Origin of the sequence: Salinibacter altiplanensis, assembly GCF_002894645.1 — a bacterium.
In the GTDB taxonomy this organism is placed as follows: Bacteria; Bacteroidota; Rhodothermia; order Rhodothermales; family Salinibacteraceae; genus Salinibacter; species Salinibacter altiplanensis.
Window position 1 is genome coordinate 515,487 of the sequence record NZ_NCQY01000030.1, and the last position, 26,768, is coordinate 542,254.

Annotated in this window: 22 protein-coding genes and 1 riboswitch; of the genes, 8 read left to right on the plus strand and 14 right to left on the minus strand. The window is 64.2% G+C overall.

The features are described 5' to 3' along the window. Positions 1–20: 20 nt before the first annotated feature. Both B7R93_RS14230 and B7R93_RS14235 read left to right on the plus strand, forming a co-directional pair. Complete coding sequence (locus B7R93_RS14230; protein ID WP_103021575.1) at positions 21–1,040, plus strand: NAD-dependent epimerase/dehydratase family protein; 1,020 nt, start codon at positions 21–23, stop codon at positions 1,038–1,040. 113 nt (positions 1,041–1,153) lie between these two features. Next, entirely contained in the window at positions 1,154–4,876 is a 3,723-nt protein-coding gene (locus B7R93_RS14235; RefSeq protein ID WP_103021389.1) for a multifunctional oxoglutarate decarboxylase/oxoglutarate dehydrogenase thiamine pyrophosphate-binding subunit/dihydrolipoyllysine-residue succinyltransferase subunit, read from the plus strand. Positions 4,877–5,059: 183 nt separating this feature from the next. On the opposite strand, the gene rpsU is transcribed toward B7R93_RS14235, so the two are convergent. Then, the gene (gene rpsU / locus B7R93_RS14240; RefSeq protein WP_013061703.1) at positions 5,060–5,272 is read right to left on the minus strand and encodes a 30S ribosomal protein S21; all 213 of its coding nucleotides are present in this window, start codon (positions 5,270–5,272) and stop codon (positions 5,060–5,062) included. Between the two features lie 84 nt (positions 5,273–5,356). Here rpsU and rdgB point away from each other — a divergent pair, with 84 nt between their 5' ends. Both rdgB and dtd read left to right on the plus strand, forming a co-directional pair. Further along, the gene (rdgB, locus tag B7R93_RS14245) at positions 5,357–5,995 is read left to right on the plus strand and encodes an RdgB/HAM1 family non-canonical purine NTP pyrophosphatase (protein WP_232798478.1); all 639 of its coding nucleotides are present in this window, start codon (positions 5,357–5,359) and stop codon (positions 5,993–5,995) included. Between the two features lie 66 nt (positions 5,996–6,061). Continuing rightward, positions 6,062–6,514, plus strand: a complete 453-nt coding sequence (gene dtd, locus B7R93_RS14250; protein WP_103021390.1) for a D-aminoacyl-tRNA deacylase — start codon at positions 6,062–6,064, stop codon at positions 6,512–6,514. A gap of 131 nt (positions 6,515–6,645) precedes the next feature. On the opposite strand, the gene B7R93_RS14255 is transcribed toward dtd, so the two are convergent. Further along, on the minus strand, positions 6,646–6,855 hold the full coding sequence (locus B7R93_RS14255; protein ID WP_103021391.1) for a hypothetical protein: 210 nt from the start codon (positions 6,853–6,855) through the stop codon (positions 6,646–6,648). Between the two features lie 282 nt (positions 6,856–7,137). On the opposite strand from B7R93_RS14255, the gene B7R93_RS14265 reads away from it, so the two are divergent. The 3 genes from B7R93_RS14265 to B7R93_RS14275 all read left to right on the plus strand — a co-directional run bounded on the left by B7R93_RS14265 (position 7,138) and on the right by B7R93_RS14275 (position 10,047). Next, positions 7,138–8,769 (plus strand): amidohydrolase, encoded by a 1,632-nt coding sequence (locus tag B7R93_RS14265; RefSeq protein ID WP_103021577.1) that lies wholly within the window; start codon positions 7,138–7,140, stop codon positions 8,767–8,769. Between the two features lie 116 nt (positions 8,770–8,885). Beyond that, the gene (gene moaC / locus B7R93_RS14270; protein ID WP_103021393.1) at positions 8,886–9,398 is read left to right on the plus strand and encodes a cyclic pyranopterin monophosphate synthase MoaC; all 513 of its coding nucleotides are present in this window, start codon (positions 8,886–8,888) and stop codon (positions 9,396–9,398) included. Positions 9,399–9,444: 46 nt separating this feature from the next. Continuing rightward, positions 9,445–10,047 (plus strand): hypothetical protein, encoded by a 603-nt coding sequence (locus tag B7R93_RS14275; RefSeq protein ID WP_103021394.1) that lies wholly within the window; start codon positions 9,445–9,447, stop codon positions 10,045–10,047. 30 nt (positions 10,048–10,077) lie between these two features. On the opposite strand, the gene B7R93_RS14280 is transcribed toward B7R93_RS14275, so the two are convergent. The 5 genes from B7R93_RS14280 to rpmE form a co-directional block, all read right to left on the minus strand. After that, positions 10,078–11,025: a UbiA prenyltransferase family protein gene (locus B7R93_RS14280; RefSeq protein WP_103021395.1), complete on the minus strand. Its 948-nt coding sequence runs from the start codon at positions 11,023–11,025 to the stop codon at positions 10,078–10,080. A 19-nt stretch (positions 11,026–11,044) separates the two neighbouring features. Beyond that, positions 11,045–11,518 carry a hypothetical protein gene (locus B7R93_RS14285; RefSeq protein ID WP_103021396.1) on the minus strand — a complete coding sequence of 158 codons (474 nt, stop codon included), beginning with the start codon at positions 11,516–11,518 and terminating at the stop codon, positions 11,045–11,047. A gap of 75 nt (positions 11,519–11,593) precedes the next feature. Then, positions 11,594–12,379, minus strand: coding sequence for a PspA/IM30 family protein (locus B7R93_RS14290; protein ID WP_103021397.1), 786 nt, complete (start codon positions 12,377–12,379; stop codon positions 11,594–11,596). Positions 12,380–12,446: 67 nt separating this feature from the next. Further along, positions 12,447–13,814, minus strand: coding sequence for a thymidine phosphorylase (locus B7R93_RS14295; protein ID WP_103021398.1), 1,368 nt, complete (start codon positions 13,812–13,814; stop codon positions 12,447–12,449). A gap of 143 nt (positions 13,815–13,957) precedes the next feature. Beyond that, entirely contained in the window at positions 13,958–14,209 is a 252-nt protein-coding gene (rpmE, locus tag B7R93_RS14300; protein ID WP_103021399.1) for a 50S ribosomal protein L31, read from the minus strand. A gap of 179 nt (positions 14,210–14,388) precedes the next feature. Further along, positions 14,389–14,507: riboswitch (SAM riboswitch) on the plus strand. A gap of 96 nt (positions 14,508–14,603) precedes the next feature. Here rpmE and B7R93_RS14305 point away from each other — a divergent pair. After that, positions 14,604–15,809, plus strand: coding sequence for a trans-sulfuration enzyme family protein (locus tag B7R93_RS14305; RefSeq protein WP_103021400.1), 1,206 nt, complete (start codon positions 14,604–14,606; stop codon positions 15,807–15,809). 114 nt (positions 15,810–15,923) lie between these two features. Here the strand turns inward: B7R93_RS14305 and uvrB are convergent, their stop codons facing one another. From uvrB to B7R93_RS14345, 7 genes are all read right to left on the minus strand, one after another. Further along, a complete protein-coding gene (uvrB, locus tag B7R93_RS14310) occupies positions 15,924–17,999 on the minus strand; it encodes an excinuclease ABC subunit UvrB (RefSeq protein ID WP_103021401.1) in 2,076 nt (691 codons plus the stop codon). Positions 18,000–18,589: 590 nt separating this feature from the next. Further along, the gene (locus tag B7R93_RS14320; RefSeq protein WP_103021403.1) at positions 18,590–20,422 is read right to left on the minus strand and encodes an FG-GAP repeat domain-containing protein; all 1,833 of its coding nucleotides are present in this window, start codon (positions 20,420–20,422) and stop codon (positions 18,590–18,592) included. Between the two features lie 50 nt (positions 20,423–20,472). Next, positions 20,473–21,546, minus strand: coding sequence for a YncE family protein (locus tag B7R93_RS14325; protein ID WP_232798479.1), 1,074 nt, complete (start codon positions 21,544–21,546; stop codon positions 20,473–20,475). An 83-nt stretch (positions 21,547–21,629) separates the two neighbouring features. Then, entirely contained in the window at positions 21,630–24,020 is a 2,391-nt protein-coding gene (locus B7R93_RS14330) for a choice-of-anchor B family protein (RefSeq protein WP_232798480.1), read from the minus strand. A gap of 229 nt (positions 24,021–24,249) precedes the next feature. Then, positions 24,250–25,095, minus strand: coding sequence for an acetyl-CoA carboxylase, carboxyltransferase subunit beta (gene accD, locus B7R93_RS14335; protein WP_103021405.1), 846 nt, complete (start codon positions 25,093–25,095; stop codon positions 24,250–24,252). 111 nt (positions 25,096–25,206) lie between these two features. Continuing rightward, complete coding sequence (tsaB, locus tag B7R93_RS14340) at positions 25,207–25,911, minus strand: tRNA (adenosine(37)-N6)-threonylcarbamoyltransferase complex dimerization subunit type 1 TsaB (protein ID WP_103021406.1); 705 nt, start codon at positions 25,909–25,911, stop codon at positions 25,207–25,209. A 45-nt stretch (positions 25,912–25,956) separates the two neighbouring features. Further along, a complete protein-coding gene (locus tag B7R93_RS14345) occupies positions 25,957–26,721 on the minus strand; it encodes a 3-oxoacyl-ACP reductase (RefSeq protein ID WP_232798481.1) in 765 nt (254 codons plus the stop codon). Positions 26,722–26,768 lie beyond the last annotated feature (47 nt).

Genomic DNA, 26,768 nt, shown 5'->3' on the forward strand with positions numbered 1-26,768 from the left:
AGCCTCGCCTTTCTCAGCAGATGGCCTCGTACGCAAAGCGCACGGCGTTTGTCACCGGCGGCACCGGCTTCGTCGGCAGTCACCTCGTGGAGGAGCTTTTGCGCCGCGGCATGGAGGAGGTCCGCTGCCTCGTACGGACCGATCCGAAGTGGCTCTCGGGCCTGGACGTGACGACCGTGCGGGGCGACCTGTCGGACGTGGAGGTGCTTTGGGACGCGCTCGAGGGCGTGGACGAGGTGTACCACGTGGCGGGTCGGACACGGGCCCCGACGGAAGAGGAGTTTTACGAGGCAAACGTACAGGCGACGCTCAACCTCCTGGGCGCCGTCCGGCACGCCGCGCCGGCCCTCGACCGGGTACTGGTGACGAGCAGCCTGGCCGCCGTGGGGCGGTGCGAGCACGATGTGGCCACGGAGGAGGCCCCACTCCGGCCAGTCAGCATGTACGGACGCAGCAAAGCACAGATGGAGCAGGCCCTCCGTGAACGGCCCGAGACCACGCCTGAATCGTACGCGGAGTCGTTGCCGCTGACCGTCGTTCGCCCCCCTGCCGTCTATGGCCCGCGCGACCGGGACATTCTTGATTTCTTTCGGGCCGTGACGCGGCACGTGTGCCCCGTGGTGGGCGGGGGCTCCGCCCGGACACTGAGCCTCGTTCACGCACGGGACCTTGCCGTCGGCATGGTCGACGCCGTCCGGCACCCGGATGCAGCCGGGGAGACGTACTTCCTCGGCAGCCCACGGCCGTATGCCTGGAACGAGGTCAAACAGGCCGCCACCACGGCCTTAGACACATGGGCCGTGACCGTGCCAGTGCCCGGCCCGCTACTGGGCGCCGTCGGCGCGGCGGCGGAGGCCTGGGGCACACTGACCGGCACCCATCCGCCGCTCAACCGCGACAAAACCCGCGAAATTCGGCATGCCTGTACGGCCTGTTCCAGTGAGAAGGCCACCCGTGACTTCGACTACGCCCCGTCGGTCGCCCTCGGGGACGGGGTGTCTCGCACGCTTCGTTGGTATGTGGAGCAGGGGTGGCTGTAGGGCCGCCTCCGCCGACCCATTCCCCCGCGAATCCTCGTCGGGAATGCGTCGTACATGGTAGTCGCTCCAGGCGGGGAGCCACGTTTCTCTTGCGATCAACTGATCTTTCCACCGTGAGCAGCCTCGGATTCAACACGGGCTACATCGAAGAACTGTACAAACAGTACCAGGACGACCCCGACAGCGTGAGCGAGAGCTGGCGCGAGTTCTTCGCGGACTACGACCCGGACGCGTCCTTCATTCCGGTTACACAGACGACCGCCGGCGACGGGGAGGCCACCACGCCCCCCGAACAGCCGACGGAGCCGGAGGCCCGCGAGGAACCGCCCGGGGCGTCTCCAACTCCCCCAGCGGCCGAGGACGGCGTCGTGGAGCCCCTCCGCCCCGCCTCGGCCCCTGCGGTCGACGAGAACAAGGCCGACGTGACGGCCATGACCGGTCCGTCGGCCAAGGTCGTCGAGAACATGGAGGACAGTCTCGGCGTCCCGACGGCCACCTCCGCCCGTACGATCCCGGTCAAGCTGCTGGATGAGAATCGCACGCTCCTAAACGACTATCAGAAGCAGGTCGGCGGCGAGAAAATCTCGTACACCCACATCATCGCCTACGCGATGGTGCAGGCAATGAAGAAGTACCCGGACCTGAACACCACTTTCCGCCGGAGCGAGGACGGCACGCCGGAGCACGTCAAGCCCGATCAGATCAACCTTGGGCTTGCCGTGGACGTGGAGCGACGGGGCGAGCGCACCCTGCTGGTGCCCAACCTCAAGGATGCGGGCAGCCTCAGCTTCGCTGAATTCCTCGGGACCTACAACAATGTCGTCGGCCGCGCGCTGGACGGCGACCTCAACCTGTCCGACTTTCAGGGCACCACGGCCACCCTCACCAACCCGGGCATGATCGGCACGTCGATGAGCGTGGCACGCCTGATGCCCGGCCAGGGGGTCATCGTGGGGGCCGGGGCGATCGACTTCCCGCCGGAATACCGCGGGTACGCCCCCGAGGTGGCGAGCAAGGCCGGAGTCTCTCCGGTCATGACACTGACCTCCACCTACGATCACCGCGTCGTCCAGGGCGCCACCAGCGGGGCCTTCCTGAACCACATCGAGGAGCTCCTGATGGGCACGCACGACTTCTATCAGCGGATCTTTTCCGATCTGAGCGTGCCCTATCAGCCCTTCCAGATGGCCACCGACTCGACACCACAGCTCGGGCGGGCTCGGCCCCAGGACGAGCTCGACATGACGGAGAAGCAGGCGGCGGTGCTTCAGCTGATTCGGGCCTACCGGGTCCGTGGTCACCTGCAGGCCGACATCAACCCGCTCGGCTACGAGTGGCAGTACCACGAGGAGCTCGACCCCGCCACCTACGGCCTCACGGTCTGGGACCTGGACCGGGCGTTCATCACTGGCGGCCTCGGGGGCGAGGAGAAGCTGCCCCTCCGCAAGATCCTGTCCATCCTTCGGAAGTCCTACACCAGCGAGGTCGGGACGGCCTTCATGCACATCTCCGATCCGGAGGAGAAGACGTGGATCCAGAACCGAATCGAGCCGATGCGGGATGCCGGGCCGCCGTCCGAGGACGATCGGCACCGGATTGTGCAGAAGCTCAACGCAGCGGAGGCGTTCGAGCGCTTTCTGCACACCAAGTACGTCGGCCACAAGCGCTTCTCCCTGGAGGGGTCGGAGACCATGATTCCCCTCATCGACACCCTCCTCTCCGACGCCGCCGACGCGGGCGTGGAGGACGTGGTAATGGGCATGGCCCACCGGGGCCGCCTCAACGTACTGGCCAACATTATCGGCAAGCCCTACGAGGAAATCTTCTCCAAATTTGAGGGCAACATCGACCCGAACACGACCCAGGGCTCCGGCGACGTGAAGTACCACCTGGGCGCCGAGGGCCATGTCACCTCGCCCGACGGCAACGAGATTGCCGTGACGCTCGCCTCGAACCCCAGCCACCTGGAGGCCGTCAACCCGGTCGTGGAGGGCATGTCCCGCGCCAAGCAGAACCTGTTGCGCGACGAACACCCCGAGGCGACAGAGGACGACTACCACGACGCCGTAATGCCCCTCCTGATTCACGGGGACGCCGGCTTCGCCGGGCAGGGCGTGGTGGCGGAGACCCTGAACCTCAGCAAGCTGCGCGGCTACACGACCGGCGGCACCGTCCACCTGGTCATCAACAACCAGATCGGCTTCACCACCCCTCCGGGCGACGCTCGCAGTTCAACCTACGCCACGGACCTGGCCCGTGCCATCGAGGCGCCCATCTTCCACGTCAACGGGGACGACCCCGAAACCTGCGTCCGCATCGCGCAGCTGGCGTTCGAGTACCGTCAGCGCTTCAACAAGGACGTGGTCATCGACATGATGTGCTACCGCGTCCACGGACACAACGAGGGCGACGAACCGACCTTTACGCAGCCGCTGCTCTACGAGAAGATTGAGGCGAAGCGCTCCCCACGCAAGCTCTACACCGAGATGCTGCTCCGCCGTGGCGAGATCGAACCGGACGAGGCGGAGCAGATGCTCGACGACTACCGAGGCCGGCTCCAGGAGGCCTTCGACCGCACCAAGGACCTGGAGGAGAAAGACGCCGAGGCGGCCTTGCAGGAACGGGTTCAGCGCACGGCCGACGATCGACTCCCCGAGGTCGATACCACGGCGCAACGCGAGCACCTGGAGCGGGTTGTGGAGGTTCTCACCGACTTTCCAGACGATTTCAACGTCCACCGGAAGCTCAAACGGCTGTTTGGGAAGCGCGACGACCTCTTCCACGATCAGGAGCGCATCGACTGGGCCTTCTCCGAGGCGCTGGCGTTCGGCTCACTGCTGCAGGAGGGCACGCGCGTTCGACTGAGCGGACAAGACTCGCGTCGCGCAACGTTTAGCCAGCGGCACGCCGTGCTCATTGATCAGGAGACCGGCGACGAGTACACGCCGCTCAACAACCTGTCGGACGACCAGGAGCGGCTTCTCATCTACGACAGTCTCCTCTCGGAGTACGCGGTGGCCGGGTTCGAATACGGCTACTCGGTGGTGGACAAGGATGCCCTGACCTGCTGGGAGGCTCAGTTTGGCGACTTCGCGAACGGGGCAGAGATCGTGTGGGACCAGTTCGTGAGTGCCGCCGAGGAGAAGTGGGGACAGACCTCTGGCCTCGTGGCTCTGCTGCCCCACGCCTACGAAGGCCAGGGCCCTGAGCACTCTTCGGCCCGCCTGGAGCGCTTCCTGCAGCTCTGTGCGGAGCAGAACATGATCGTCGCCAACTTCTCCACGCCGGCCAACTACTTCCACGCCCTGCGCCGACAGGTGAAGCGCGACGTCAAGAAGCCGCTCATCATCATGACGCCCAAGAGCCTGCTGCGGCATCCAAAGTGCGTCTCTACTCCCGACGAGCTCATGAACGGGGGCGTGCAGGAGGTCATCCCGGCTGCGACGAAGGCCACGGACACCACACGGCACATTCTCTGCAGCGGCAAGGTGTACTACGACCTTGTGACGGCGCTGGAGGACCACGACCGCCGCGACGAGATTGCCATTACGCGTCTGGAGCAGTTCTATCCCTTTCCCGCGTCGGATCTGCGGGCGGAACTGGAGCGCTACGCCGGGGCCGACGAGACCGTATGGGTGCAGGAGGAGCCTCAGAACATGGGCGCCTGGTCGTTTGCGTCTCCACGCTTCGAGACCCTCCTGGAGGAGATTCACGGGCCCTGCGAGCAGCGCCTTCAGTACGTGGGGCGCTCCGCCAGTGCCAGTCCCGCCACCGGCTCAGCCAAGGTACACGACCGGGAACAGGAGCAGCTGGTCGAAGACGCCCTCGCCCTCTAACGCTCCTCTCTTCTTGACTCGGTTTCCGCACAGGCCCCACCCAGCACGGTGGGGCTTTTCTTTTGTGTGTTGGGGGGTGGCAAAGAAAGCGGCACAGAAAAAGGGACGGACCCGCTCGGGCCCGTCCCCAACAACGATGCCGGACGTCGTTTCGTCGACGTCCGCGACCAAATGTAGGGCGCTCTACTTGCGTTTCCGATTGTCACCACGTTTCCGCTGGCGGTGACGCCGTCGGCGCGACCGCTTCTCTTCAAGCCGCTTCTCCTCCGAGGGCTTCATGTACGTCATGTTCTGCCGATACTCCTGCAGCACACGGCTCCGGTTCACCTGACGCCGGAAGCGCTTGAGCGCACGATCAATGTCTTCGTTGTTCCGTACTTTTACACCAACAGCCAAGGTAGATCCCTCCGTAGGGAGTTTGGTTTTGAAGTAGAATGGATAGTGCTTAAAATGCAAAGCAGAAACGCGAATGTGAGAGGCATGTTTCTTTTCTGCGCCTTTACGCCTCTCCTCCACTCCGTTGCCCTCATGACAACCCTCTCTCCGTTGGTGCTCGCGACCGGAAACCCCGGCAAGGTCGACGAGCTTCGCGCCCTGCTCGGCGACCTCAATCAGACGCTCCTCCCGGCCAGTGAACTCGGCGCGTCACTCACCGTGACCGAAGACGCTGGCTCCCTCGACGGCAATGCCCGAAAGAAGGCCCGGGCGTACCACGACAACACCGGCCACGCCGCCCTCGCCGACGATACGGGACTGGAGGTGGCGGCACTCGACGGAGCCCCCGGGGTTCATACCGCCCGGTTCGCCGGGGCCGACGCCACCCCCGAAGACAACAAACAGAAACTGTTGACAGTCATGGACGGGGTGGACGACCGACGCGCTCAGTTTCGTACCGTGGTAGCCCTCATCGATGCCAACGGGACCTCCCACACCTTCGAAGGCCGCTGTGAGGGCACTATTGTACCTGCCCCGCGCGGCGACGGGGGCTTCGGGTACGATCCGCTCTTCCACCCGGACGGCTACGACCAGACATTCGCGGAAATGCCAACGGCGACCAAAAACAAGATTAGCCACCGCCGAGAGGCCCTCGATGCCCTCCGCACCTTCCTCTCGCGCTAGACGCCCGAGACGAACCGGTGCCCCCCTTCTGTCGACAGTCCCTCGAATGCGTATGTCTCCGTCCGTATGGTTGCACTCGTTCAACGCGTCTCCGATGCCGCCGTCGAAGTCGACAACGAAGTCGTGGGGGCGATCGATGACGGCCTCCTTGTCCTCCTCGGCGTCCACGAAGACGACACCCACACCGAGAGCGAGTGGTGTGCCCGGAAGTGCGCACAGCTTCGTGTTTTCCCCGACGACGACGGCAAGATGGACGAGTCGCTCCTCGACACTGGCGGCGACGCACTCGTAGTGCCCCAATTCACGCTCTACGGCGACACGAGCGCGGGCAACCGCCCCTCATTTGCCGAGGCCGCCCCGCCCGACCGGGCCGACCGGCTCTACGAACACTTCGTCCGGCGGCTCGAAGAACATCTCGGCCGGGAGGTCCCCACGGGCAAGTTTGGCGCGCTGATGGATGTCCACCTCACGAACGACGGCCCGGTGACGCTCTGGGTAGAGCAACGGGCCGACGAGTAACATGCCCCGGGCTCCGGGCAGCAGTAGGAGCTCACCGGTCGAGGGACAGATTGGAGGTTTGCGGACTCGCCGGTGCTGACCCGTTTCCCCATCCAGCTCGTCGCCACCTCGTGCATCTCCTGGGCTCCGGGCTAGGAGGTGCCGAATGACATGGACGTCGTGAAGAAGCGCTGCACAATAGACTCGGTGGATTCGACCGCCGCCCGCAGAATGGCGTCGTCCGGATCGGGGACGGACTCGAGCAGACCACGGGGCGTCTGGGGCGTATTCGTCTGATCATTGACGGACGTCGCGAACTCATCGTAGGCGCCTGGACGATTCTGGCGCACCGCGTGCCCCATGGTGGCCTGGACACCGGAGCAGCGCGAGGGCCCGCTTGGCCATCGCCTAGTCCTTCGTGCCATTCAGATCCACGAAATCCCAACGCCGCAGCTGGATCGTGCCCGCCGAGGCCCCAGCGCCGGAGGATCCAAGGAGGACACAGGGAAGGAGGACGGAGAAGAGCAGCTTATACTTGGCAATCTACTATAATACCATAGTTTTGAATAAATTCCCTACGGTCATCTACCTTTGAAAAGCCCCCTGTGCAGCCGTCTTTTTAATTTTAATTGTACTTTTTCAAGATGATGCCCTCCAAGTTTCTCATCACGAACGCTCGCGTGTATCCGGTTGACGGAGGGTCCAGTCCGGCCCCGGCCCTAGCCGTCCGTAACGGGCAAATCGTGGCGGTTGGCTCGTCGTCCGACGCATCGGCGGCCGTTCCGGGGGCCGCACGCATCGACGCCGGGGGCCGCACCATCGTGCCGGGATTCATCGACGCACACGCCCATCTTCAGGAGCTGGGACTGGCCCTTCGGCGCGCCGATCTGACAGGCGTGTCCTCCCCCACCGCCGCCGTTGAACGGCTCCGGGCATTCGTCGCCGAGCACAAGCGTTCCCCTGACGTCTGGGTACGCGGACATGGGTGGGACCAGACCGAGTGGACGCCCTCTCGCTTCCCCTCTCGTGACATCTTGGATGCCGCGTTCCCCGAACGGCCCGTGTGGCTCACGCGCACGGACGTGCATGCAGCATGGGCCAACACAGCCGCCCTGGAGGCCACTGTGGGCCTCGACCGCCTCCACAAGATGAGTCCCCCGGACGGAGGACACATCCACCGCGACGACAGCGGGGCCCCCACGGGGGTGCTGATCGACGCTGCGATGGCCCTCGTCGAGGACCACATCCCAGCCCCCAGCGAAGCAGAACGGGGGCGCGCCCTCTCGGCTGCCCTTAGTCACACCGCCCAGCGCGGCGTCACCGGCCTCCACGATGCCGGCGTGGGACTTTCCACTCTTCGCCGCGTTCAGGACTTCATCGAAGAGGATCGATTTCCCCTTCGGCTGTACGCCATGATCGACGGGCGCGGGGAGGCCTTCGAACACTTCTGTGAACAGGGTCCGCTTCACCATCCATCGGGACGCCTGGACGTCGAGTCGGTCAAGTTCTTTGCCGACGGTGCACTCGGCAGCCGCGGGGCCGCCCTGCGTGCGGACTACGCCGATGCACCGGGCACTCGGGGCTTCCTGCTCCACGAAGACGACGCGTTTCGGGAAAACGTGCGGGCGGCCCACGAATGCGGATTTCAGGTCAATACTCACGCCATTGGTGACCGGGCCAACCGACAGGTGCTAGACGCATACGAGGCGGTTTCCCGACGGAGCCCCCATCCGCTGCGCCGCCCCCGCATCGAGCACGCCCAGATTGTGAGTCCCGAGGACCGTCCTCGCTTTGGCCGCCTCGGCGTGATCGCCTCCGTGCAGCCGGCTTTTGCGCCGAGTGACCAGGACTGGGCCCCGGCGCGCCTCGGGGCCGACCGCACTGAGGACGCCTACGCGTGGCGAAGCCTGAGCGACACCGGGGCTACGCTCGCCTTCGGGTCCGACGCCCCGGTCGAGCCCCTCGATCCCATTCGAACTTTCCACGCCGCCGTTACCCGCCAGGACGCCAGCGGGGCCCCGAGCGGAGGATGGCACCCCAGCGAACGACTCGCCCGCAGCACAGCCCTTCACGCCCACACTCAGGGCGCCGCCTACGCTGCGTTTCAGGAGGACGACGCCGGATCTCTATCCGTAGGCAGCCGTGCTGACTTCGTGGTATTGTCCCAGGACCTCATGACGGTCCCGGCCGACCGCCTCCTCGACACGAAGGTCGTGGCGACGTATCTTGGGGGCCTCCCGGTGCATGCGCAGCCGGATTGGCCAGACACACGCTAGCACCTCCCTGGCCTACATTTTGAAACCAACGGGCCCCCTTGCGATTCGAACGGACGGCGCATTCCACAAGCCCCACTCCACACGTACGCACTCATCTCGCTTCCGCTGATTGACCCATGGCCGACCCTTCCACGCTTACCCATCCCGATCCCGACGGGGGCGTCCGCATGATGGATGCCTCCCAGACGTCGGACTCCGCTCGCACCGCCGTCGCCGCCGGACGAGTCCATCTGGGGGAGGAAGCGTTTCGGCGCGTCCGGGAGCACGACATCGAAAAGGGCGATGTTTTGACCACCGCTCAAATCGCCGGGATCATGGGGGCCAAGCAAACCGACAAGCTCATCCCCCTCTGTCACGACACCACCGTCAACGGCGTGGAGGTCGACTTTACGTACAACGAGAATGAACAGGCGATCGACGTCCAGGCCTTCACCAAGTCCTTCGGCGCGACAGGGGTGGAGATGGAGGCGCTGACGGCAGTCTCGGTGGCCGCCCTCACCGTTTACGACATGTGCAAGTCCGTCACCAAGGACATCCGCATTGGCAACGTGCACCTGCGTGCGAAGACCGGCGGGCAGAGCGGAAACTGGAAGAGCAAGTTTGAGGACGACGCCTCCGCCGAGTCTTGATCCCGGCGTGGTTCGCTCACAGTTCCGTTCCCCGGTTTGACGTCTCATGCCTTCCGACGATTCCGACACTTCCCTTGACCGTGTGGCCCGGTTCACCTCCTTTGCGACGGTTGGAACCCTGGGCCTCACACAGGACCTCACCCACGCCGTGCTCGAAAGTGTCGGTGACATGGAGGGGGCCGATCCAGAGCTCGTGGCCGAGGAGACGCTCTGCCTCACCGCTACGGCCACGGCCCGGGCCGCCGAGGTCGGACTTGAGGACGAACCCGACCGTGCGCCGTCCATCATCGAAGCGCTTCTCGACCTGCCCTTCACGTACCGGAACTATCTTCTCGGGAAGGCGATGGTGGCGGAGGAGCGTCCGGAACTCTCGGAGGTGGCGGGCGAAGTGCGTGCCCGTCTCGAAGAGAAGCAGGCCTTTTATACCTCTCATCTGCCGGGCGGCCAGTTTCCAGGGCCTCATGCACTCGGGGACAAGATGGAGCTGTGGATGGGGCGTGTGAGCCCGCCCAAGCTTCCGGAGACCCCACAAGAACGGCTCGACTCGCTGGGCCTGGTGGACCCGACGGTCGCTCACCTGAAGCTCGTGCTCGCCTACGGGCGCCGGGGCGTTCCCCCCCTCGGGTCCGCGTCGGAGCCGTTGGAGTGAGCCCGGCCGTCAGGACTCTCTTGGCTCCGGTTACTCCCGGATTTGAGACGGAGACGACGGCTCTGGGGCCTCTCCTTCGGGGCTGGACGCGGACACGTCGTCGTTGGGCAAACCAAGGGCTCCATCCGTGGCTGCATCTAGCTCTGCGTCGAGCGCATCAAGGTCCTCGTCCCTCCCGTCGTCAAGGTAATCAGCCGGGGCAGCAAAGACATCTTCGATCTCGCGGATGGAGCTCTGCGTCTCCTCCACCTCTTGAAGCAGGGTGTCGAGCTGGGCCGTCACCTCCTCCGGGTTCTGTAGCGTCCATGATTGTTCGTGGATGTACCGCACCACGTCCTCGATGGTGCCAAGCTGCGCGCCGATGACCTCCAGGTTCTCATGGGCCTTTCGAAAGCGCGCCAGGCGGCGCTCCAATACCTTCAGCCGTCGCTGCTTGACGGCCCGAACCCGTTCGGCATCGTCGGCCATGTCTTTTTTCAGCGCCTCGATGGACTCCAGGATCTGCGCCTCCGTGGCACTGTCCATGAAGTCCCGATACCGCTCTCGCTGGTGCAGCAGATCGAGGTACGAGTCGAGGAGGCCGTCGATCTTTTCGACATGGCTTCCCAAAATGCCCTGGGAGGCATAGCTGAGCTTCTGGTAGTTTGCCTCGACCTGCTCCTTGAGTTTCCGCAGCTTGGCGTATCGGCGCTGGCTCCGGTTGCGGAGCTGACTGAAGATCTCACGCTGGGACGGCGCCTGGTGCCGCTCGGAGCGCTTTTCGGCCCGGATGTACCGCTGAAACCGGTCGTGCCGGGGCATCCCCCCCAGATAGAGGAGCTCCGCCCCGCCCCCCACCAGGAGAAGAAGCTCGGGGAGCCAGCCAGGGAAGACGCCGACCAAACCGAGGCCCGCCGCCACGGCCACAACCGTGATCAGAAACACCAGATTCCAGGTGTTGAAGAGGGCCTCCTTCGTGTAGTTGATGTCGTCATCCATGGTGGTGGAGCTGTTCGGGCTACGAAGCATCGTCGGCACGGGGGGCGCCCATGCGGCCAATGGTCTTGTCGGGGCCGTCTGGGAGCGGGTCGTCGGCCTCTTCCTCCGCCTCCGAGGCGGACGATGGGCCGGCCCCCCCGCCGGAATCGGGGGACGACGAATTGCCCTCTTCCGCCTTCATGCGACGGACGCGCTGCTCGGCCCGCTCCTCACGGAGGGCCTCTTCGGCCTCGTGCAAGCCATCTTCTCCCTCCCACTCATCGTCGAGGGCTCCTTCAAGGCGCGCGTCCCGCTCCGCAACGGCCCCCCGCAGTTGATCCACGAGTGATTCGGTCTCGGTCAGCAGCCGGCGGGCACCTTGTTTCATCCGCCGCACGACGCCCTGCGTCTCGTCTTCTTGCTTCAGGTTCTTGAGGGTCGACCGAAGCCGTTTTCGGGCCCGCAGGTGTCGCTTTTCCGTGTCCTTCAATCGATGAAATTCGTCGTCGGTCATGATCGTGTCGAACGGCGGATTATGAGCATCAGCGGGGGCGTGTGTTCATCATTCAACCGTCCTACCGGACGCGGGCTACTCCGTCTCGCTGCGCTGCTTGCCGATGGTCTTCGACGGTTCTTCGACCTCTTCCTCTTCGGGCACGTCAATCGTCTCTTCCTCAATGGAGTCTTGGTCCAGCGACTGCTCATCGGCCATGCCCATGTCCGCCTTGAACTCATCGACGACCTGCTGCGCCCGTAGCTCTTCGGCGTCCTCTTCGATCTGAAGGGCCTCCGTGTCCACCGAGTCGAGCGCCATTTCCATCCGGGCCTCGTTCTTGGCCGACTCCTCGTCGAGGCGTCGGACCATCTCGTCGTGGGTCTGGTCCAGCCCCGACACTTCGAATTGCTCCATCGTGTCGGCAATCTCGGCCTGCCACTGCGCCCGCTCGTGCTGGCGAAGGGCATCCTTTGCCTCCTGGATTTTCTGCTCCTTCTCGCGCATGAAGGCCTTTTTCACCTTGAGGGCCTTCTCGTAGGCCCGCTCGGCCCCTTCGAGTTGCTCCTGCGTCCGCTCGAGGCTTTCCTTCTGATCTTCGAGCCGCTTCGCGTACTTCTTGGCGATGTCCTCACGGTCGGACTTCAGGGCGGTCTTAATGCGAGTGGAAAGCTGCTCCACCCGGTCCCTGGTCTTTTTGACCTCTTTCTCAAGCATGATCTTGTTCGCCTTCACCGTGGCGATGTTTTCGTTCATCTCCGGCACCTGATCGTTCAACTCCCGGATGTTTTGCTCGAGGATCGTCCGCGGGTCCTCCATTGCCGAGACGGCACCGCCGAAGATCGACTTTACTGCACGCTTGAATCGGGACCAGATGGACATGGCGGGGGAGTGGGTATCGAAGGGTCGGCGAGTCTACGGTTCATATACTTTACATGCAGGCGGATTGTTACACCGCCCCCGCGGCACTCTCCGACAGGCGGGTCCAGCCCTCGGCGTCGTAGCGGGCCTTGAGGGCCGGAGCTGCGGACGGCGGCGCGTCGGAGACGGTGTACGCGTCGCGCACGGCGGCCCGGACGGCCTTCAGGTCGGGGGCTTCACTGGCGTGGAGGCGGGCAAGCACATCGCCCTCCTCCACCGGATCGCCTGGCTTCTTGAGTCGGGTCAGGCCGGCCATCGGATCGACCGATGCCTCTTTCGTCTGGCGACCGGCCCCGAGCTCCACGGCGGCCTGCCCGATGGAGAGGGCATCGAGGTCCGCTACGTATCCACTCGTTCCTGTGGGCACGCTCACCTCGGCGATCGGGGCACTGTCGGAACGCACATCGGGGTCCTCAACGACCGCCGGATCCCCGTCCTGTGCGTCCACGAGGGCGCGAAACTGGGCGAGGGCCTCCCCCTCCTCAATCGCGTTCCGGGCCTTGGCTCGCCCCTCCTCGGGCGTCTCGGCCTGCCCGCCCAGCGCAATCATCTCGCCGGCCAGCCCACGCACGATCTGCATCAGGGAGGACTCCCTGTGCTCCCCTCGCAGACAGGCGATGGCCTCTCGGATCTCGGGCCAGTTGCCCACGGCCCGCCCGAGGGGCACGTCCATGTTCGTCATGACCGCCGCCACCGGCATGTCGTGCTCGGCCCCGATGGCGACCAGCGTCTCGGCCAGCGCCCGCGCGTCGGCGTCCGTTTTCATAAAGGCTCCCCGTCCACACTTCACATCGAGGACGAGCGCATCGTTGCCTTCCGCGAGCTTTTTGCTCATGATGGAGGCGGCGATGAGGGGAATCGAATCGACGGTGGCCGTCACGTCGCGCAGGGCGTAAATCTTTTTGTCGGCAGGGGCCACCTCTCCGGTCTGCCCGGCAATGACCCCACCTACGTCCCCCACCTGCCGCCGGTACTGCCCCACGCTCAGGTTTGTGCGGAATCCGGGAATGGATTCGAGCTTGTCGATGGTGCCCCCGGTGTGGCCGAGCCCGCGCCCGCTGAGTTTGGCCACCGGGACACCACAGCTGGCGACGAGGGGGACGAGAATCGGAGACACCTTGTCCCCCACCCCACCCGTCGAATGCTTGCCGACCTTGGTCCCCGACACCGACGAGAGGTCGATGTGGGCGCCGGAGTGGAGCATCGCATCGGTGAGGGCGGCAGCCTCGGCGGCAGACAGGCCGTTAAGGTAGGCCGCCATCAGAAATGCACTCATCTGATAGTCCGGCACTGTTCCGTCCGTGTAGCCCTTGACGAGGGTCCTTAGATCATCGCCCGAGAGCGCCTCGCCATCGCGCTTGGCAGCGATCAGGGAGACGGTGTTCACGTCACTCATACAGGTCGAGGGTGGTTGGGGGATAAAAAAGAAGCAGTGCCCGCCCAGGAATGGCCTCAAACCCTGATGGATTGCCCCCTGAACAACAAAAAGGCCACCCGTTTCCACAGGTGACCTTCGGGGACCGGCATGGAGACAATGGCCTATTCGTCCGTGTCTTCCTCCGTCTCTTCGCTCTCTTCATCGTCATCGGTGAGTCCGTACCGGCGGTTGAACTTCTCCACACGACCCGCCGTGTCGACAAATTGACGGCGGCCGGTGTAGAACGGGTGATTCGTCGAGTCGATCTCGGTCTCGTAGGTATCGGTCTCCATCGTGGACCGGGTCGTCATCTCGGTGCCGTCCGCAAGCTCGATGGTGACTTCGTTGTACTCGGGGTGGAGGGCGTCTTGCATAGCGCTGCCGTCGGTGGACTCTGTCGACAAGTCGTGATTTATTTTCGCGTCTGATACACATCGTGGATGCTCGAAAGTTTCGGGGAGAAAATCCCCCACACGTGAAGAACGAGCGAGGGCCTCAGGGCCCGGCACATCGCTCCCTTGACAACTCATCCTTCGTTTCTTAACGTATGCATGTCTCATCAAGAACGACCGAGGGAACAGGCCCGATGACGTCGTGGCAACCGGACTCCTCCTCGCGAGGGGTCGCCCTGGTGCCAACTCCTGCTCCACTTCACGTGGGGACAGATGAGAGGGTTGCTTCAAGCACGCGGACGTACGTTCTTGAGGTCCTCTGTCGTCGTCTTGGTGAGGCCACCACGCTTCTTCACTCACCGAGACGACCTTTCCTATGGATTTTGACCCGGAAACGACCTTGTCCCTCGCCGGGCAGGACCTCGACGACACGTTCAACAGCGTTTTGCCCCCCCTCTACCAGTCGGCCATCTTCCAGTTCGAAGATGTCGGCGAAACGAAGGGCTACGATTACACCCGGAGCGGCAACCCCACGCGGACGGCCCTAGAAGACACTCTGGCCGATCTCGATGGTGGGGCTGGCGCCGTGGCCTGTGCAACCGGCATGGCTGCGGTGTCGACGGTCACCTCGCTCTTCGACGCCGACGCGCACCTGATCTGTGCGCACGACTGCTATGGAGGCACGGAGCGTCTTTTTTCTCACCTCGCCGAACGGGGCACGCTTGCGGTCTCGTACGAGGATCTGTCGGACCGCAACGCACTCGCCGACGCCGTGCGGCCCGAGACGGAGGCCCTGTGGGTGGAGACGCCCTCGAATCCCCTCCTCCGCATCGTCGATCTGGAGGCGCTGTCGGACTTTGCCGACACGCACGACCTGCTCCTCATCGTCGACAACACATTCCTCTCTCCTCTCCTCCAGCGGCCCCTCGACTACGGGGCCGACCTCGTCGTGTACTCGACGACGAAGTACCTGAATGGCCATTCGGACGTGGTGGGCGGGGCCATCATTGCTCGCACGGAGGCCCTGGCCGACAGGGTTGACTTTACCGCCAACGCGCACGGCACCGTCGCCGCTCCGTTCGACAGCTGGCTCGTGCTGCGTGGGGCGAAGACACTGCCGGTCCGCTTGCGCCAGCACGAGACCAACGCCCGGGCCATCGCGCATTTTCTGAACGACCATCCGGCCGTTGGGCGCGTTTGCTATCCCGGCCTCTCCGGCCACCCCGGCCACGAGATCGCTCGCACTCAGCAAAACGGGTACGGCGGCATGGTCTCGTTCTTCGTCGACCCCGAACAAGTAGACGTCAGGGCGTTTCTGGGCTCGACCGAGGTCTTCGCCCTCGCCGAGTCGCTGGGCGGCGTGGAGTCCCTCATCGAGCACCCCGCCACCATGAGCCACGCCTCGATGGCTCCGGACCAGCGCGACGAGGCCGGCATTACCGACAATCTCGTCCGCCTCTCCGTCGGCATCGAGTCAACCGACGACCTCCGGAGGGACCTGGACCAGTCCCTCACGGCGGCAGGCCCCGAGACATCATCGACGGAGCGCCAGCATACGTCCATTCCCCCTGTGGAGGCCTAAGCTGCTTGGGGCTCAGGCAGGGCATTCGGTCAGTGTACGCGGTGCGGAGATCAGGAGAGACCCGTCCCCGGCGTTTCCTCCGCCCGTCACCGGCTCACCACTTCCCATTCCGGACTACTCTCCATTTTCGGCAAGGTCGTCCTTCAACTCCTCGATGCTGTCTCGCAGCTCGGCGGCGCGCTCGAACTCCAGGTTTTCGGCGGCCTCTTCCATCTCCTCCTTCATCTGATCGACGAGGTCTTCCTTCTGATCCTCCGAGAGGTATTCGACGACCGGATCGGCCACCTCACTGGAGAGCTGGTCGGGGCTGCCGTAGTGGTGCCGAGAGCCGGCGTCCTCGCCCTCGCTCTTCTCGTCGGCAATCGCCGTACCCATCTTAATTTCGTCGGGCGACTTTCGGATGGGCTCCGGCGTCACGTCGTGCGTCTCATTGTATTCGAGCTGCCGCTCGCGGCGGCGCTCCGTCTCGTCGATCATCTTCTGCATGGCGTCGGTGATCTCATCCGCGTAGAGGATGACCTCGCCGTTCACGTTGCGGGCGGCGCGCCCGGCCGTCTGGATGAGCGAGGTTTCTGAGCGCAGAAAGCCCTGCTGGTCCGCATCCAGGATGGCCACGAGCGACACTTCGGGCAGGTCCAGCCCCTCCCGCAGGAGGTTCACCCCCACCAGCACGTCGTACTCTCCGAGGCGCAGTCCACGGATAATATCAACCCGTTCGAGGGCGTCGATGTCGGAGTGCATCCAGCGGACGTCGACCCCGTAGCCGTCGAGGTAGTCGGACAAGTCCTCCGTCATCCGCTTCGTAAGGGTCGTCACGAGCACCCGCTCGTCCTTCTCGGCCCGCTTGCGGATCTCCTCCATCAGGTCGTCCACCTGGTTTCCGGTCGGGCGGACGTCGACCTGAGGATCGGGGATGCCGGTGGGGCGCACCACCTGCTCCACGAACACACCGCCACTCTGCTCCAGCTCATAGTCTGCCGGCGTGGCACTCATGTAGATGGTCTGTGGCGTCAGCTCCTCGAACTCCTCGAACGTGAGGGGGCGATTGTCGAGGGCCGACGGGAGGCGGAAGCCGTGCTCGACCAGCTTCAGCTTGCGCTGGCGATCGCCGTTGTACATGGCCCGCACCTGCGGAATCGTGACGTGACTCTCATCCACCACCAGCAGGAAGTCGTCGGGGAAGTAGTCGAGCAGACAGTACGGACGCTCCCCCGGCTCCCGGCCGGTCAAATGGCGCGAGTAGTTTTCAATTCCTGAGCAGTAGCCCACCTCCTGCATCATCTCAAGGTCGAACATGGTGCGCTGCTCCAAACGCTGCGCCTCCACCATCTTGCCTTCCTCTCGCAGGACCGCCAGCCGCCAGCGCAGCTCCTCCTTGATGTCTTCGATGGCCCGCTCCAGCCGATCGTCCGGGGTGACAAAAATCTGCGCCGGGTACAGCGTAAACCGATCCACCTCTTCTAGCTCGCGCCCGCTTTCCGGCTCGAACAGGGCCAGACGGTCAATCTCATCGCCCCAGAATTCGATACGGAGGGCCAGCTCTTCACGATAGGCCGGAAAGATATCGACCACATCGCCCCGGACCCGAAACGTACCCGGGGTGAATTCGATGTCGTTGCGCTCGTAGAACAGATCAATGAAACGGCGCAGCAGGTCGTTGCGCTCCACCTCCAGGCCCTGCTCCAGGGGCAGGATTTCTTTCCGAAACTCCGCCGGCGACCCGAGGCCGTAGATGCAGGACACACTCGCCACCACAATTGCATCGTCCCGCCCACTGATGAGCTCAGACGTCGCCCGGAGCCGTAGCCGCTCGATGCGGTCGTTAATGGCCACGTCCTTCTCGATGTAGGTGTCGTTGGGGACGATGTACGACTCCGGCTGGTAGTAGTCGTAGTACGAGATGAAGTACTCGACGGCATTGTCGGGGAAGAACTGCTTCAGTTCCCCGTAGAGCTGGGCCGCCAGGGTTTTGTTGTGACTCATGACGAGGGTCGGCTTGTTCACCTCCTCGATCACGTTCGCCACACTGAAGGTTTTGCCCGTCCCTGTAGCCCCGAGCAACGTCTGGTGCTCGTCGCCCCTCCGGACCCCATCCACAAGTTCACGGATTGCCTGGGGCTGGTCGCCCATCGGCTCGAAGTCGGACTCGAGCTGAAACTGATCCGTCTGGTCGTCGAGAATCTCCGTCATATGCGCAGCGCAATTGTGTTGAAGATCTGCCACCAGCGGGCTTGAATCTGCTCACCTTCGTTGAGTTGCGACTGATCCGTAAGAAATATCCCCGACGTCTTCCTCCAGGAGACGCCCCAACGGAGCATCGCCAACGTCCCAGGGAATTTGATGGAAGCGCCCTGCACATTCGGAAGGGCATTCGCCACGCTCATTCCACCATGCTGACCTCTATGATATCCCCCCGCTCTGACGAGGCCTTTTCCACTTCTGATGACTCATCTTCCCCCGCGCGACTCCCCCTCGATCACTCCACATCAAACCTCGAGGAGGCAGTCGGGCAGTTCCGGGCTCGCCCCGGGGCAACACCGCGGCGGGCCCGAAGGCATCACCGGTGCGCCCTAAACGCCCTGCAGGCAGGGGCGTACGAGGCTCTCTCCAACGAGACGCGCGAACACCGCACGCGTCGGTTCCGCTCCGGCCGAAGGTCTTGAATCAGGCACTGAACGGAGAAACCCCCCGGACACCGGGTCTTTTTCGTCTTGCCCATCCCCGTCCGGGGACGGACTGATGGGACGGTGGTGATACCCGAGCACGGATTCACCACGCCGCTATTCAGTCGCAGACTGGGGCTGAAAGAGGACGAGCCCACCGCGTGTGCCCCCCACGACTAGGTCCGCCGCTCCCGTTCCGTCCAGGTCTCCCCATGCAGGCGTGGCGTTTCGGGGAATGCCGTTGAGGTCGACCGGCGTGGGCGCCCCAAAGTTCGGGGCATCGGCCATGCCCTTATTGCGCAGAAGAAGCAGGTCGTCGTCCGTCCCGACGAGGAGGTCCAGGCGGCCGTTGCCGGTCACGTCGTGGAGCGCAGGGGCGGCTCGTCCATCCACCTCCGCAAGCTCGGTGCCCTCCGAGGCAAAGTCTGGGGTCGTTTCCGACCCTGCATTGCGATACAGGGTGAGGGTGCCACTCGCAGTTCCCAATACGAGGTCCAGGGCGCCGTTGCCCGTCACGTCTCCCAGGGCCGGCACTACATTGCTCCCGCCCGACAGGCCATCCAGGGCCTCGTCAACCGCCTCAAACGTACCGTCGCCCTGGTTCTCGTGGTAGGAGAGGACGCCCTGCCAGGTCCCGAGAATGAGGTCATCAACCCCATCGCCGTTCAGGTCGCCAAGGGCCGGGGCGTAATGGTACGCGTCCGGCAAATCCAACGGCGACTCTTTCTGAAGCTGTGTCCCCTCATCGGTCGGCGTCAACGGATACACGAGGGAGGTCTCGCCCTTTTCAGGATCGATTTTGTTCGCCACGAGCACATCGGTCTGCCCGTCTCCCTGAATGTCTCCGAGGGCCACGGTACTCTCGCTTCCCACATCGAGCCCCCCGACAAATTGGCGCGTCCGCAGCTGATACCCGTCGGCCGTATGCTCGTAGAAGTAGAAGTTGTCTGCGAGGCTGCTGTTGGAATCACTTGAGCCCCCGAGAACCCCGACGAACAAGTCCGGACGTCCGTTGCCCGACCAGTCGGTAAAAGCGGGCGCGTTGTACCCGCTGGTCAAGAGCGGATTCGACGACGGAAAGCGTTCCGGCTCGCCGCTGAGAACGGGGTTTCCGCAGGCCCCCGTGTTCTCAATGAGGAGAAGCCCAGGCTCAAAAAAGTCCCCCCAGAACAGGTCGGAGTCGCCATCGTCGTCCACATCCGCAAACGTGAGGGTATTGGCCCCGTGGAGCGACGGGCCCTTCTTGCCCGTTTCGCCAACGATCTTGATCCCCTCAAATTCATCCGTCACATGGGCGAACTGGGGCATGCCCTCCGTCTCGTTGACCGACTCGTAGTGCGAAATGCTTCCATCGAGCCGCCCCAGAAAAAGGTCCAGCTGGCCGTCGCAGCCGAGGTCCGTGACGTTTGGGATGTTCTGGCGATCCGAGAAGATGGGCTTCCCCTTCACCGTCCGCAGCGTGTCGGCGTAGAGCTCAAACGTCGGCGCCGTAGCCGAGCCGACGTTCCGGTAGGCACGAAGATGGCTGTAGGGCTCTTCCGTCAACAGATCGGGCATCCCGTCCTGGTCGAGATCCGCAAACCGGTACCATTCGCCGATCTCCAGGTCCCGATAGTGGTCCGTACGCCACACGAGACGCGACGAGTCCCCCTCGGCGACGTGCTCGAAAAACGCGAGCTGGCCGGGACGCTCCTGAACGAAAAGGTCCGAGTCCTCGTCCCCGTCGATGTCCACAAACTGCGGGCGCGGCGCGTTGAAACCGCCGTAGAACGGATTCGAAATGAGAGTGCCGTCGGCGTCGGTTACCCCGACGGACGGGTCCACCACACGCTGGTAGTCGTTCGGAAACGAGGCCGGCAAGGCATCCGAAGACACCGATTGCGAAGATCCGGCACATCCGGTCAGAAGAAGACCGACGAGGCCAACGGCAAGCGCGAGAATGCGTGGCATCAGGAAGCGCAAAACTGTCACATTAGCGGAGCAAAGGGCCCGACCGGCCACTATCGGCCAACGGACTGTGCCCCGCCAAGGGTGCCGACACCAGTGGGATAGGTCCCCACCTCGATGACCTCTACAATCTCGTTGGTGTCGGTATCAATCACCGTCACCGTTCCCGCGTCGGAATTGTCTCCACGGGGCTCGTAGGTGCCGTCCCGATTGTTGTTCGACACGAAGAGGTGCTGTCCGTCAGCTGAGAGCACCGTGCCGTGGGGCTGGGCGAGGCCATCACCGTGAATGGTGGCCTGCACCGACGCGTTGTCGACGTCGACAACGCTGATGGAGTGGGACATTTTGTTGGGCACGTAGGCCCGTCCACTCTGCCGACCGATGACGGGATGCCACGGCTGATTTCCTACGGCGAGGGTGTCGGTCACGGACAGGGCCGGGGCCTCACTGGCGTCAAACACGAGGAGCTGCCCAGTCTTCTGCCCCCCCGCGATGAGGGTCGACCCGTCGGCCGTCGACGCGAACTGGACGGGGGTCTGGGTCGTCCCGTCCAGACGCGTCAGTTGCGTCTCTCGCGTGTCCGTGTCGATGCCCATCAGCTGGTTCGTGCCCAGGCTCGCAATGAAGGCATACTCGCCACTCGGCGTTACCGCCAGGGGGTGGGGACGCGGAAAGAAGGTGCCGACCCGTTCCATAACCTCCATGTCGGACCGTTGGATCATGCCCAAGCTCTTCGGGGGATTCACCGCGCTCATCGAGCGGCCCGCATACAGCACATCCTTCGACGGGTCGAGGGCCAGAAGCCCCGGCACCTCGAAGTCATCCAGCCGACCGACAATCTCATTCTGTCGGTTCATCTTGAGGATCGCATTCGCGCCAATCAGGCTCACGTACCAGTGACTCCCGTCCGGCTCGGCCACGACGTGGTGCGGCTTCGCGTTCTCCGAGAACCCTCGTTTTTTCAAGTCGACGGTCGTCTCGACGGCCATCGACTCCATATTGATGATCGAGACAGTGGCCTCTCCCTGGTTGCACACGTACAGCTTCGAGCTTGGAGTCTGTCCCCACGCCGGAAGCGTGGCACACAGGAGCACACCGGCAATCAAAGTCGAGAGGAAACGACGCATGGTCGTGCGAAGGAGATTGGTTGAGGGGAATCAGACCAGTGGAAGCACGCGGACCATGCCCTCCGCGAACATCGCTCCTCTGCCTAGAGCTCCTGCTGTGATTCCTCCAGCACGAACAGGCCTTCGCCGATGCTCGACACGATGATAATGCCGCTCTCGAAGTACGGGTAGTTGCTCCAGGAGCCCTGGAAGCCGGTCCCGTTTTCGTCGTAGGGCTGTGTGTCGAAGTGAGCCACCTCTTCCGGGCTCTCCCGGTCGCTAATGTCAAGGATGCGCAGTCCACTCTTGTAGTTCGACTGATACATCGTCTCGCCCTTCACGTACAGGTTGTGATCAATGGATTCCTCCGGAAGCATAAGCTGGTTGACGAGCTTCGGGTTGTCGAGATCCTGCAGGTCCCACACCAGCGTGCGCGTCTGGCCCGCCTTGCCCTGCGCCTCATCCAGCTCATCGTTCTGGTAGAAGTAGCGCTGCTCTTCGTCGAACCAGCCCTGATGGACGTAGCCGTAGTCCGGGTACGAGGCCGTGGAGATGGCCGAGGTGCTGTCCTTGTTCGTCACATCTGCGACGCTGATGGCCGTTTCGTTAAGCCCAACGCAGATCTCACGGCCCTGATACTCGGGATCCGGTCCCTCGTAGACGACGCACTGGGCATCGTGGCTGTAGCCGGTGCCGGAGCGGCCCGTGGACGGATCGGCGAAGCAGCCCTCGAAGGTGGGGTTGAGCGGGTCCTGAATGTTGATCATGTGGAGCCCGCCGCCGCAGGTCTTCCCTCCGCCACTGCTGCCCACGGCGTAGGCGTAGCCCGTCTGCTCATTGATGACGACGTTGTGGACACTGTTGACCTGATCGTAGAGGGCGTCGTGGTCGAAAGTCACGGGCATCTCATCGGCGCCCACGTCACGGAGGCGAGTCAGGTCGAACACCTGCATGCCGTGATCCTTGGCATTGTCCGCCACCACGAATGCGTGGTTGTCGTAGACCTTGACGTCGCGCCAGGAGTTGACACGCGCACCGTCCGTGAGCGGAAGCTCACCAATGTACTGCGGATTCGTCGGGTCACTCACGTCGACGAAAGACGTTCCGTCGGTGCGACCCACCAGCGCGTACTCTGTGCCCGTCTCCGGGTCGGTCCAGCCCCAGATGTCATTCAGGTTGATGCCGCGTTCGCCCCCGATGGCGCGAATCGGAAGGAAAGATTTCAGGTCAACGCCCTCACAGGAGAACTGAGCGGCGTTGCCGTCTGCGCAGTCACGCTCCTCGCCCGTCATGGTACTGAGGGCCTGACCGGTCGACGGAGCGATGGGGGTTGTCTGGGTCCACTCGCCGGACGCAGTGGAGTAGAGTCCCATGGTGCCAGCCCCATGGTCGTCCCCCGGCAGCCCCGTCGCGAGCACGTCTCCGTTGCCCGCAAGCGTGGCCCCCAATCCATTTCCCGACTCCGCGCCCGGGTGCACTGTCCGCGTGGCCCCCGTCCACGAGCCATCGCTGTGTCCGTAGCGGTAGAGGGCCCCGCTCCGGTCCGACGCGCCCGGGGCCCCCACCCAGAGGTCCGTGCCGTTGTAAGCAAAGGCCGCGCCGAAGAGATGACGGGACGCACCATCAAACGGAAGGAGCCGCCCGTCCACGGACCAGCTCTCTGCCTCCGCGTCGAACGAGAGGGTGTAGGCCAGTCCGGTGGCGTCGTAGGCCCGAGGCGCTCCGACGAGCACCTGCTCTCCCACCGCCTCGATCGCCGAGCCAAACCGGGCGTTGCTGCTCAGTTCGCCGGGCGTGACCGTTTGGAGCTCCGTCCAGCCCTCAGCGTCTCGGTGAAAGGCGACGACGGCACCTCCGTTGTGCTGAGGCGCCGTGGCGAGCAGGTGGTCCCCCGTCGTGAGCAGCGCACTCGCAAATCCCGCGTCGGCCCCGACCTCTTCGCTCCGGAGGGTAGCGCCTTCCTGCCAGGTGCCATCTTGCTGCCTAAAGACGTGGACGGCCCCCGTCGTTAGGGTATCCTTCTCCATCATCGATACGGTCGAGGAGGTGCCCACGAAGAGCCGGTCGCCATCCAGCACCACACTTTGTCCAAAGTTCGAGGTGCTGTCCGACACCGTCAGGCGGGCGCTCTGAGTCCACCCGTTCGTCCCCGGTTCAAACACGTAGGCGGCATTGGCCGAGGGGGCGCCTACGACAACCTGATCGCCTGCCGCGTCAAGGGCCGAGCCGAAACTGTCTCCAACCTCACCGTCAGTGGCTTCGAAGTAGGTCGCCTCCGTCCAGTCGCTGTCGCCCTCCGCGTAGACGTACACCCGCCCAGGGGTGTGGATATTCTCAGATTCTCCGACGAAGACCTGATCGTCCTCCACGTCGAGGGCGCGGCTGAAGCCGTTCATCTGCACGGCCGAGCCGACGGGTGTCGTTTGAGCCGAAGCCGGGAGGCCCCAGGCTGCAAGACAGAGCGCAAGACTCAAAAGGAGCGATAGTCGTTTCATGAGAGCTGGGGTGCGTGTCCGCAGGGATTACGAAGCAGAGGTTAAGAGGAATGACACCCCATCATAACCATCTTTGCCGATGGGGTTTCGGAGGAGATCCTGAACGTTCTCCACACTCTCGTAACGCCGACATGCCGCGGAAATTCTTGCCACGAGCCCGTCCATCGTCCGGTGCCCGCCTGCCGGCGTGCCCACGCGACAGGCCCACGCGACAGAAGGGGCGATCTATCTACTCCATCAGAAGGTTGAGCAGCCGGATGATGCGGCGGCGGAGGCGACGCCGGTCCACGATCATGTCTACGAACCCGTGCTCCTGCAGGAACTCCGACTTTTGGAAGCCTTCCGGGAGGTCGGACCCGATCGTCTCACGAATCACGCGCGGCCCGGCAAACCCAATGAGCGCGTCCGGCTCGGCGATGTGGATGTCTCCAAGCATCGCAAAGGAGGCCGTGACGCCCCCCGTGGTGGGGTGTGTCAGAATAGAGATGAACGGCAGCCCGGCCTCGTCCAGCCGCGTGAGGTGGGCACTCGTCTTGGCCATCTGCATGAGGCTGAGGGCCCCTTCCATCATGCGAGCCCCCCCGCTCTGGGCAATGGTAATGAGCGGCATCCCTTCCGTGTAGGCGCGTTTGATCGCCCGGGCCACCGTTTCCCCGACGACCGAGCCCATCGATCCCCCAATGAAACTGAAGTCCATGCCCGCCATCGACACGGGATGTCCCCCGATGGCACCGGTGGCGGCCTGCACGGCCTCGTTCTGTTCAGTCTCCTCCATGGCACTCTCCAGCCGCTGGCTGTAGGGCTTGCGGTCCTCAAAGTTGAGGGCATCCACGGACCGCAGGTCGGTGTCGTGCAGGTCGTAATCGCCGCCGTCGAACAGAAAGCCAAAGTACTGGTGACTGTCCATGCCGAAGTGGTACCCCGAACCGGGAAAGACGAGCAGGTTTTCTTCCAGCTCGCGCCGGTTGGTGATTTCGCCGGTCTCCGGGCACTTCACCCACTGCCCCTCCGGCATTTCGTTTTGCTCTTCGCGGGTGGTGCGGATGCCGGCCTTCTCGCGTCGAAACCAGGGCATGGCAGAGGGAACGTGGGCGGTGAAAAGAAACGGGTGCGAACCAAGGGGCCGAGGCTAGGACTGTGCCCCGGCAAAACATCAGAACCGGCGCCCGCAAAGTCCAAACAAAACTCAGTCGAAGGGGGACGGAGCCGGAGTGGCGTGCACGTCTTTTACGTACAACGGTTCGGCCGTCGCCGCGTCGTCAGGGCCGTGCGCCTCCAATCGCTGTCGGCCGCGCCGGGCGACCCAGCCCGCGGAGGGCGACACCGCGTCGGCGGGAAGCGTGACGCAGGAGAACGCGTCGTCGGCAAGGGCGTCTCGGCTCTTCGGCGCCCCGTCTCCGACGAGCCACAGCTGCCCGTCCACAGTTCCCAGCCAGTCGGGGAGAGTTTCCACAGGCAATGCCGTCGTGGGCGCGTGCTCGGCCAGCCCCTCCGTCGTCCGTCGGAGCGCGCCGGCGTACACCTCATCCCGACGGGCATCGAGCAGTGCGCAGACCACGTCTTCGGGCGCGGCCATCGGCCCTACCCGGGCCGCGTACGCCTCCAGCGTCGGCACCCCCACGAACGCTGCGTCTGCGGACAGCGCCCACCCCTTCGCCGTGCTTGTCCCGATGCGGAGCCCGGTGTACGAGCCCGGCCCCATCGACACCGCCACGGCGTTCAGGGCCTCCGTCGACACGTCGGCGTGGCCGAGCACATCTTCAATGAGCGGTGTCAGACGCTCGGCGTGCACACGGGGGCGATGTAGATGAGCCTCCGCAACCACCGCATCGTCGTTCAGGACGGCCACGCCGCAGGTCGCAGTCGCGGTTTCGAGGGCGAGCAGAGTCACTGGTGCAGGGGCGAAATTTAGACAGGGGGCGACTTGTGCAAAGGCCTATTGCATCACGAGCCCACCATCGACGATCAGGTTCTGCCCCGTGACGGCCCGGGCCCACGGGGAGGCGAAGAAGAGCACGGCGTCGGCCACTTCGTTCGGAGTCGTCACTGTGCCACGCGGAGTGTTTTGTCGGATGGCGTCGAACACTGCGTCCGACGTCGCGGCACTAGCATCCGTTTCGTCGAGCAGCCCTCCCGATACCAGGTTCACGGTGATGCCGTCCGCCCCGAGCTCAGCCGCCATGTTGCGCGTAAATCCGAGGAGGGCCGCCTTGCCGGTAGTATAGTTGTGATACGGGACGGCCGGGTCCTGCACGAGGTTGGAACTGATGCCCACGAAGCGGCCCTCTCCCGCCGCCCGCATCTCGGGCAGGCAGGCCTGGAGTAGGTGAAGCGCCCCTTTCACCGACCCGTCCAGCTGCGTCTGATAGTCCTCCCAGTCGATGGTGTCGGCGGTCTCCCGATTTTCCGCGTCAAACTGGTAGTCAATCAGTGCATTGTGGACGGCGGTCGTGACGGGGCGCCCGAAATGGTCCGCAGCAGTGTCCACCATGGCCTGCACGGCGTCCGGATCGCGCACATCGGCCTGCACCGGCACGGCCCGATCCCCAATGTCGGCGGCGACGGCCTCGGCCTGGTCGGGGCTCTGGTAGTAGTTGACGACGACCCGGGCCCCTTCTCGGCCGAAGGCCCGAGCAATGGCGGCGCCGAGCCCGCGGCTGGCCCCGGTGATCACAACCACTTGCGAATCGAGTGCGCGCATGAGAACCTGGCTTCTTGGTACGTGCAGAACAGTGAAGCCAGACGGTA

Coding starts and splice junctions, on each gene's coding strand:
- B7R93_RS14230 (WP_103021575.1), top strand. CDS start 21: ATGGCCTCGTACGCAAAGCGCACGGCGTTTGTCACCGGCGGCACCGGC.
- rdgB (WP_232798478.1), top strand. CDS start 5,357: ATGTTTCTTTTCTGCGCCTTTACGCCTCTCCTCCACTCCGTTGCCCTC.
- dtd (WP_103021390.1), top strand. CDS start 6,062: ATGGTTGCACTCGTTCAACGCGTCTCCGATGCCGCCGTCGAAGTCGAC.
- B7R93_RS14255 (WP_103021391.1), bottom strand. CDS start 6,855: ATGGGGCACGCGGTGCGCCAGAATCGTCCAGGCGCCTACGATGAGTTC.
- B7R93_RS14265 (WP_103021577.1), top strand. CDS start 7,138: ATGATGCCCTCCAAGTTTCTCATCACGAACGCTCGCGTGTATCCGGTT.
- moaC (WP_103021393.1), top strand. CDS start 8,886: ATGGCCGACCCTTCCACGCTTACCCATCCCGATCCCGACGGGGGCGTC.
- B7R93_RS14275 (WP_103021394.1), top strand. CDS start 9,445: ATGCCTTCCGACGATTCCGACACTTCCCTTGACCGTGTGGCCCGGTTC.
- B7R93_RS14280 (WP_103021395.1), bottom strand. CDS start 11,025: ATGGATGACGACATCAACTACACGAAGGAGGCCCTCTTCAACACCTGG.
- B7R93_RS14285 (WP_103021396.1), bottom strand. CDS start 11,518: ATGACCGACGACGAATTTCATCGATTGAAGGACACGGAAAAGCGACAC.
- B7R93_RS14290 (WP_103021397.1), bottom strand. CDS start 12,379: ATGTCCATCTGGTCCCGATTCAAGCGTGCAGTAAAGTCGATCTTCGGC.
- B7R93_RS14295 (WP_103021398.1), bottom strand. CDS start 13,814: ATGAGTGACGTGAACACCGTCTCCCTGATCGCTGCCAAGCGCGATGGC.
- rpmE (WP_103021399.1), bottom strand. CDS start 14,209: ATGCAAGACGCCCTCCACCCCGAGTACAACGAAGTCACCATCGAGCTT.
- B7R93_RS14305 (WP_103021400.1), top strand. CDS start 14,604: ATGGATTTTGACCCGGAAACGACCTTGTCCCTCGCCGGGCAGGACCTC.
- uvrB (WP_103021401.1), bottom strand. CDS start 17,999: ATGACGGAGATTCTCGACGACCAGACGGATCAGTTTCAGCTCGAGTCC.
- B7R93_RS14320 (WP_103021403.1), bottom strand. CDS start 20,422: ATGCCACGCATTCTCGCGCTTGCCGTTGGCCTCGTCGGTCTTCTTCTG.
- B7R93_RS14325 (WP_232798479.1), bottom strand. CDS start 21,546: ATGCGTCGTTTCCTCTCGACTTTGATTGCCGGTGTGCTCCTGTGTGCC.
- B7R93_RS14330 (WP_232798480.1), bottom strand. CDS start 24,020: ATGAAACGACTATCGCTCCTTTTGAGTCTTGCGCTCTGTCTTGCAGCC.
- accD (WP_103021405.1), bottom strand. CDS start 25,095: ATGCCCTGGTTTCGACGCGAGAAGGCCGGCATCCGCACCACCCGCGAA.
- B7R93_RS14345 (WP_232798481.1), bottom strand. CDS start 26,721: ATGCGCGCACTCGATTCGCAAGTGGTTGTGATCACCGGGGCCAGCCGC.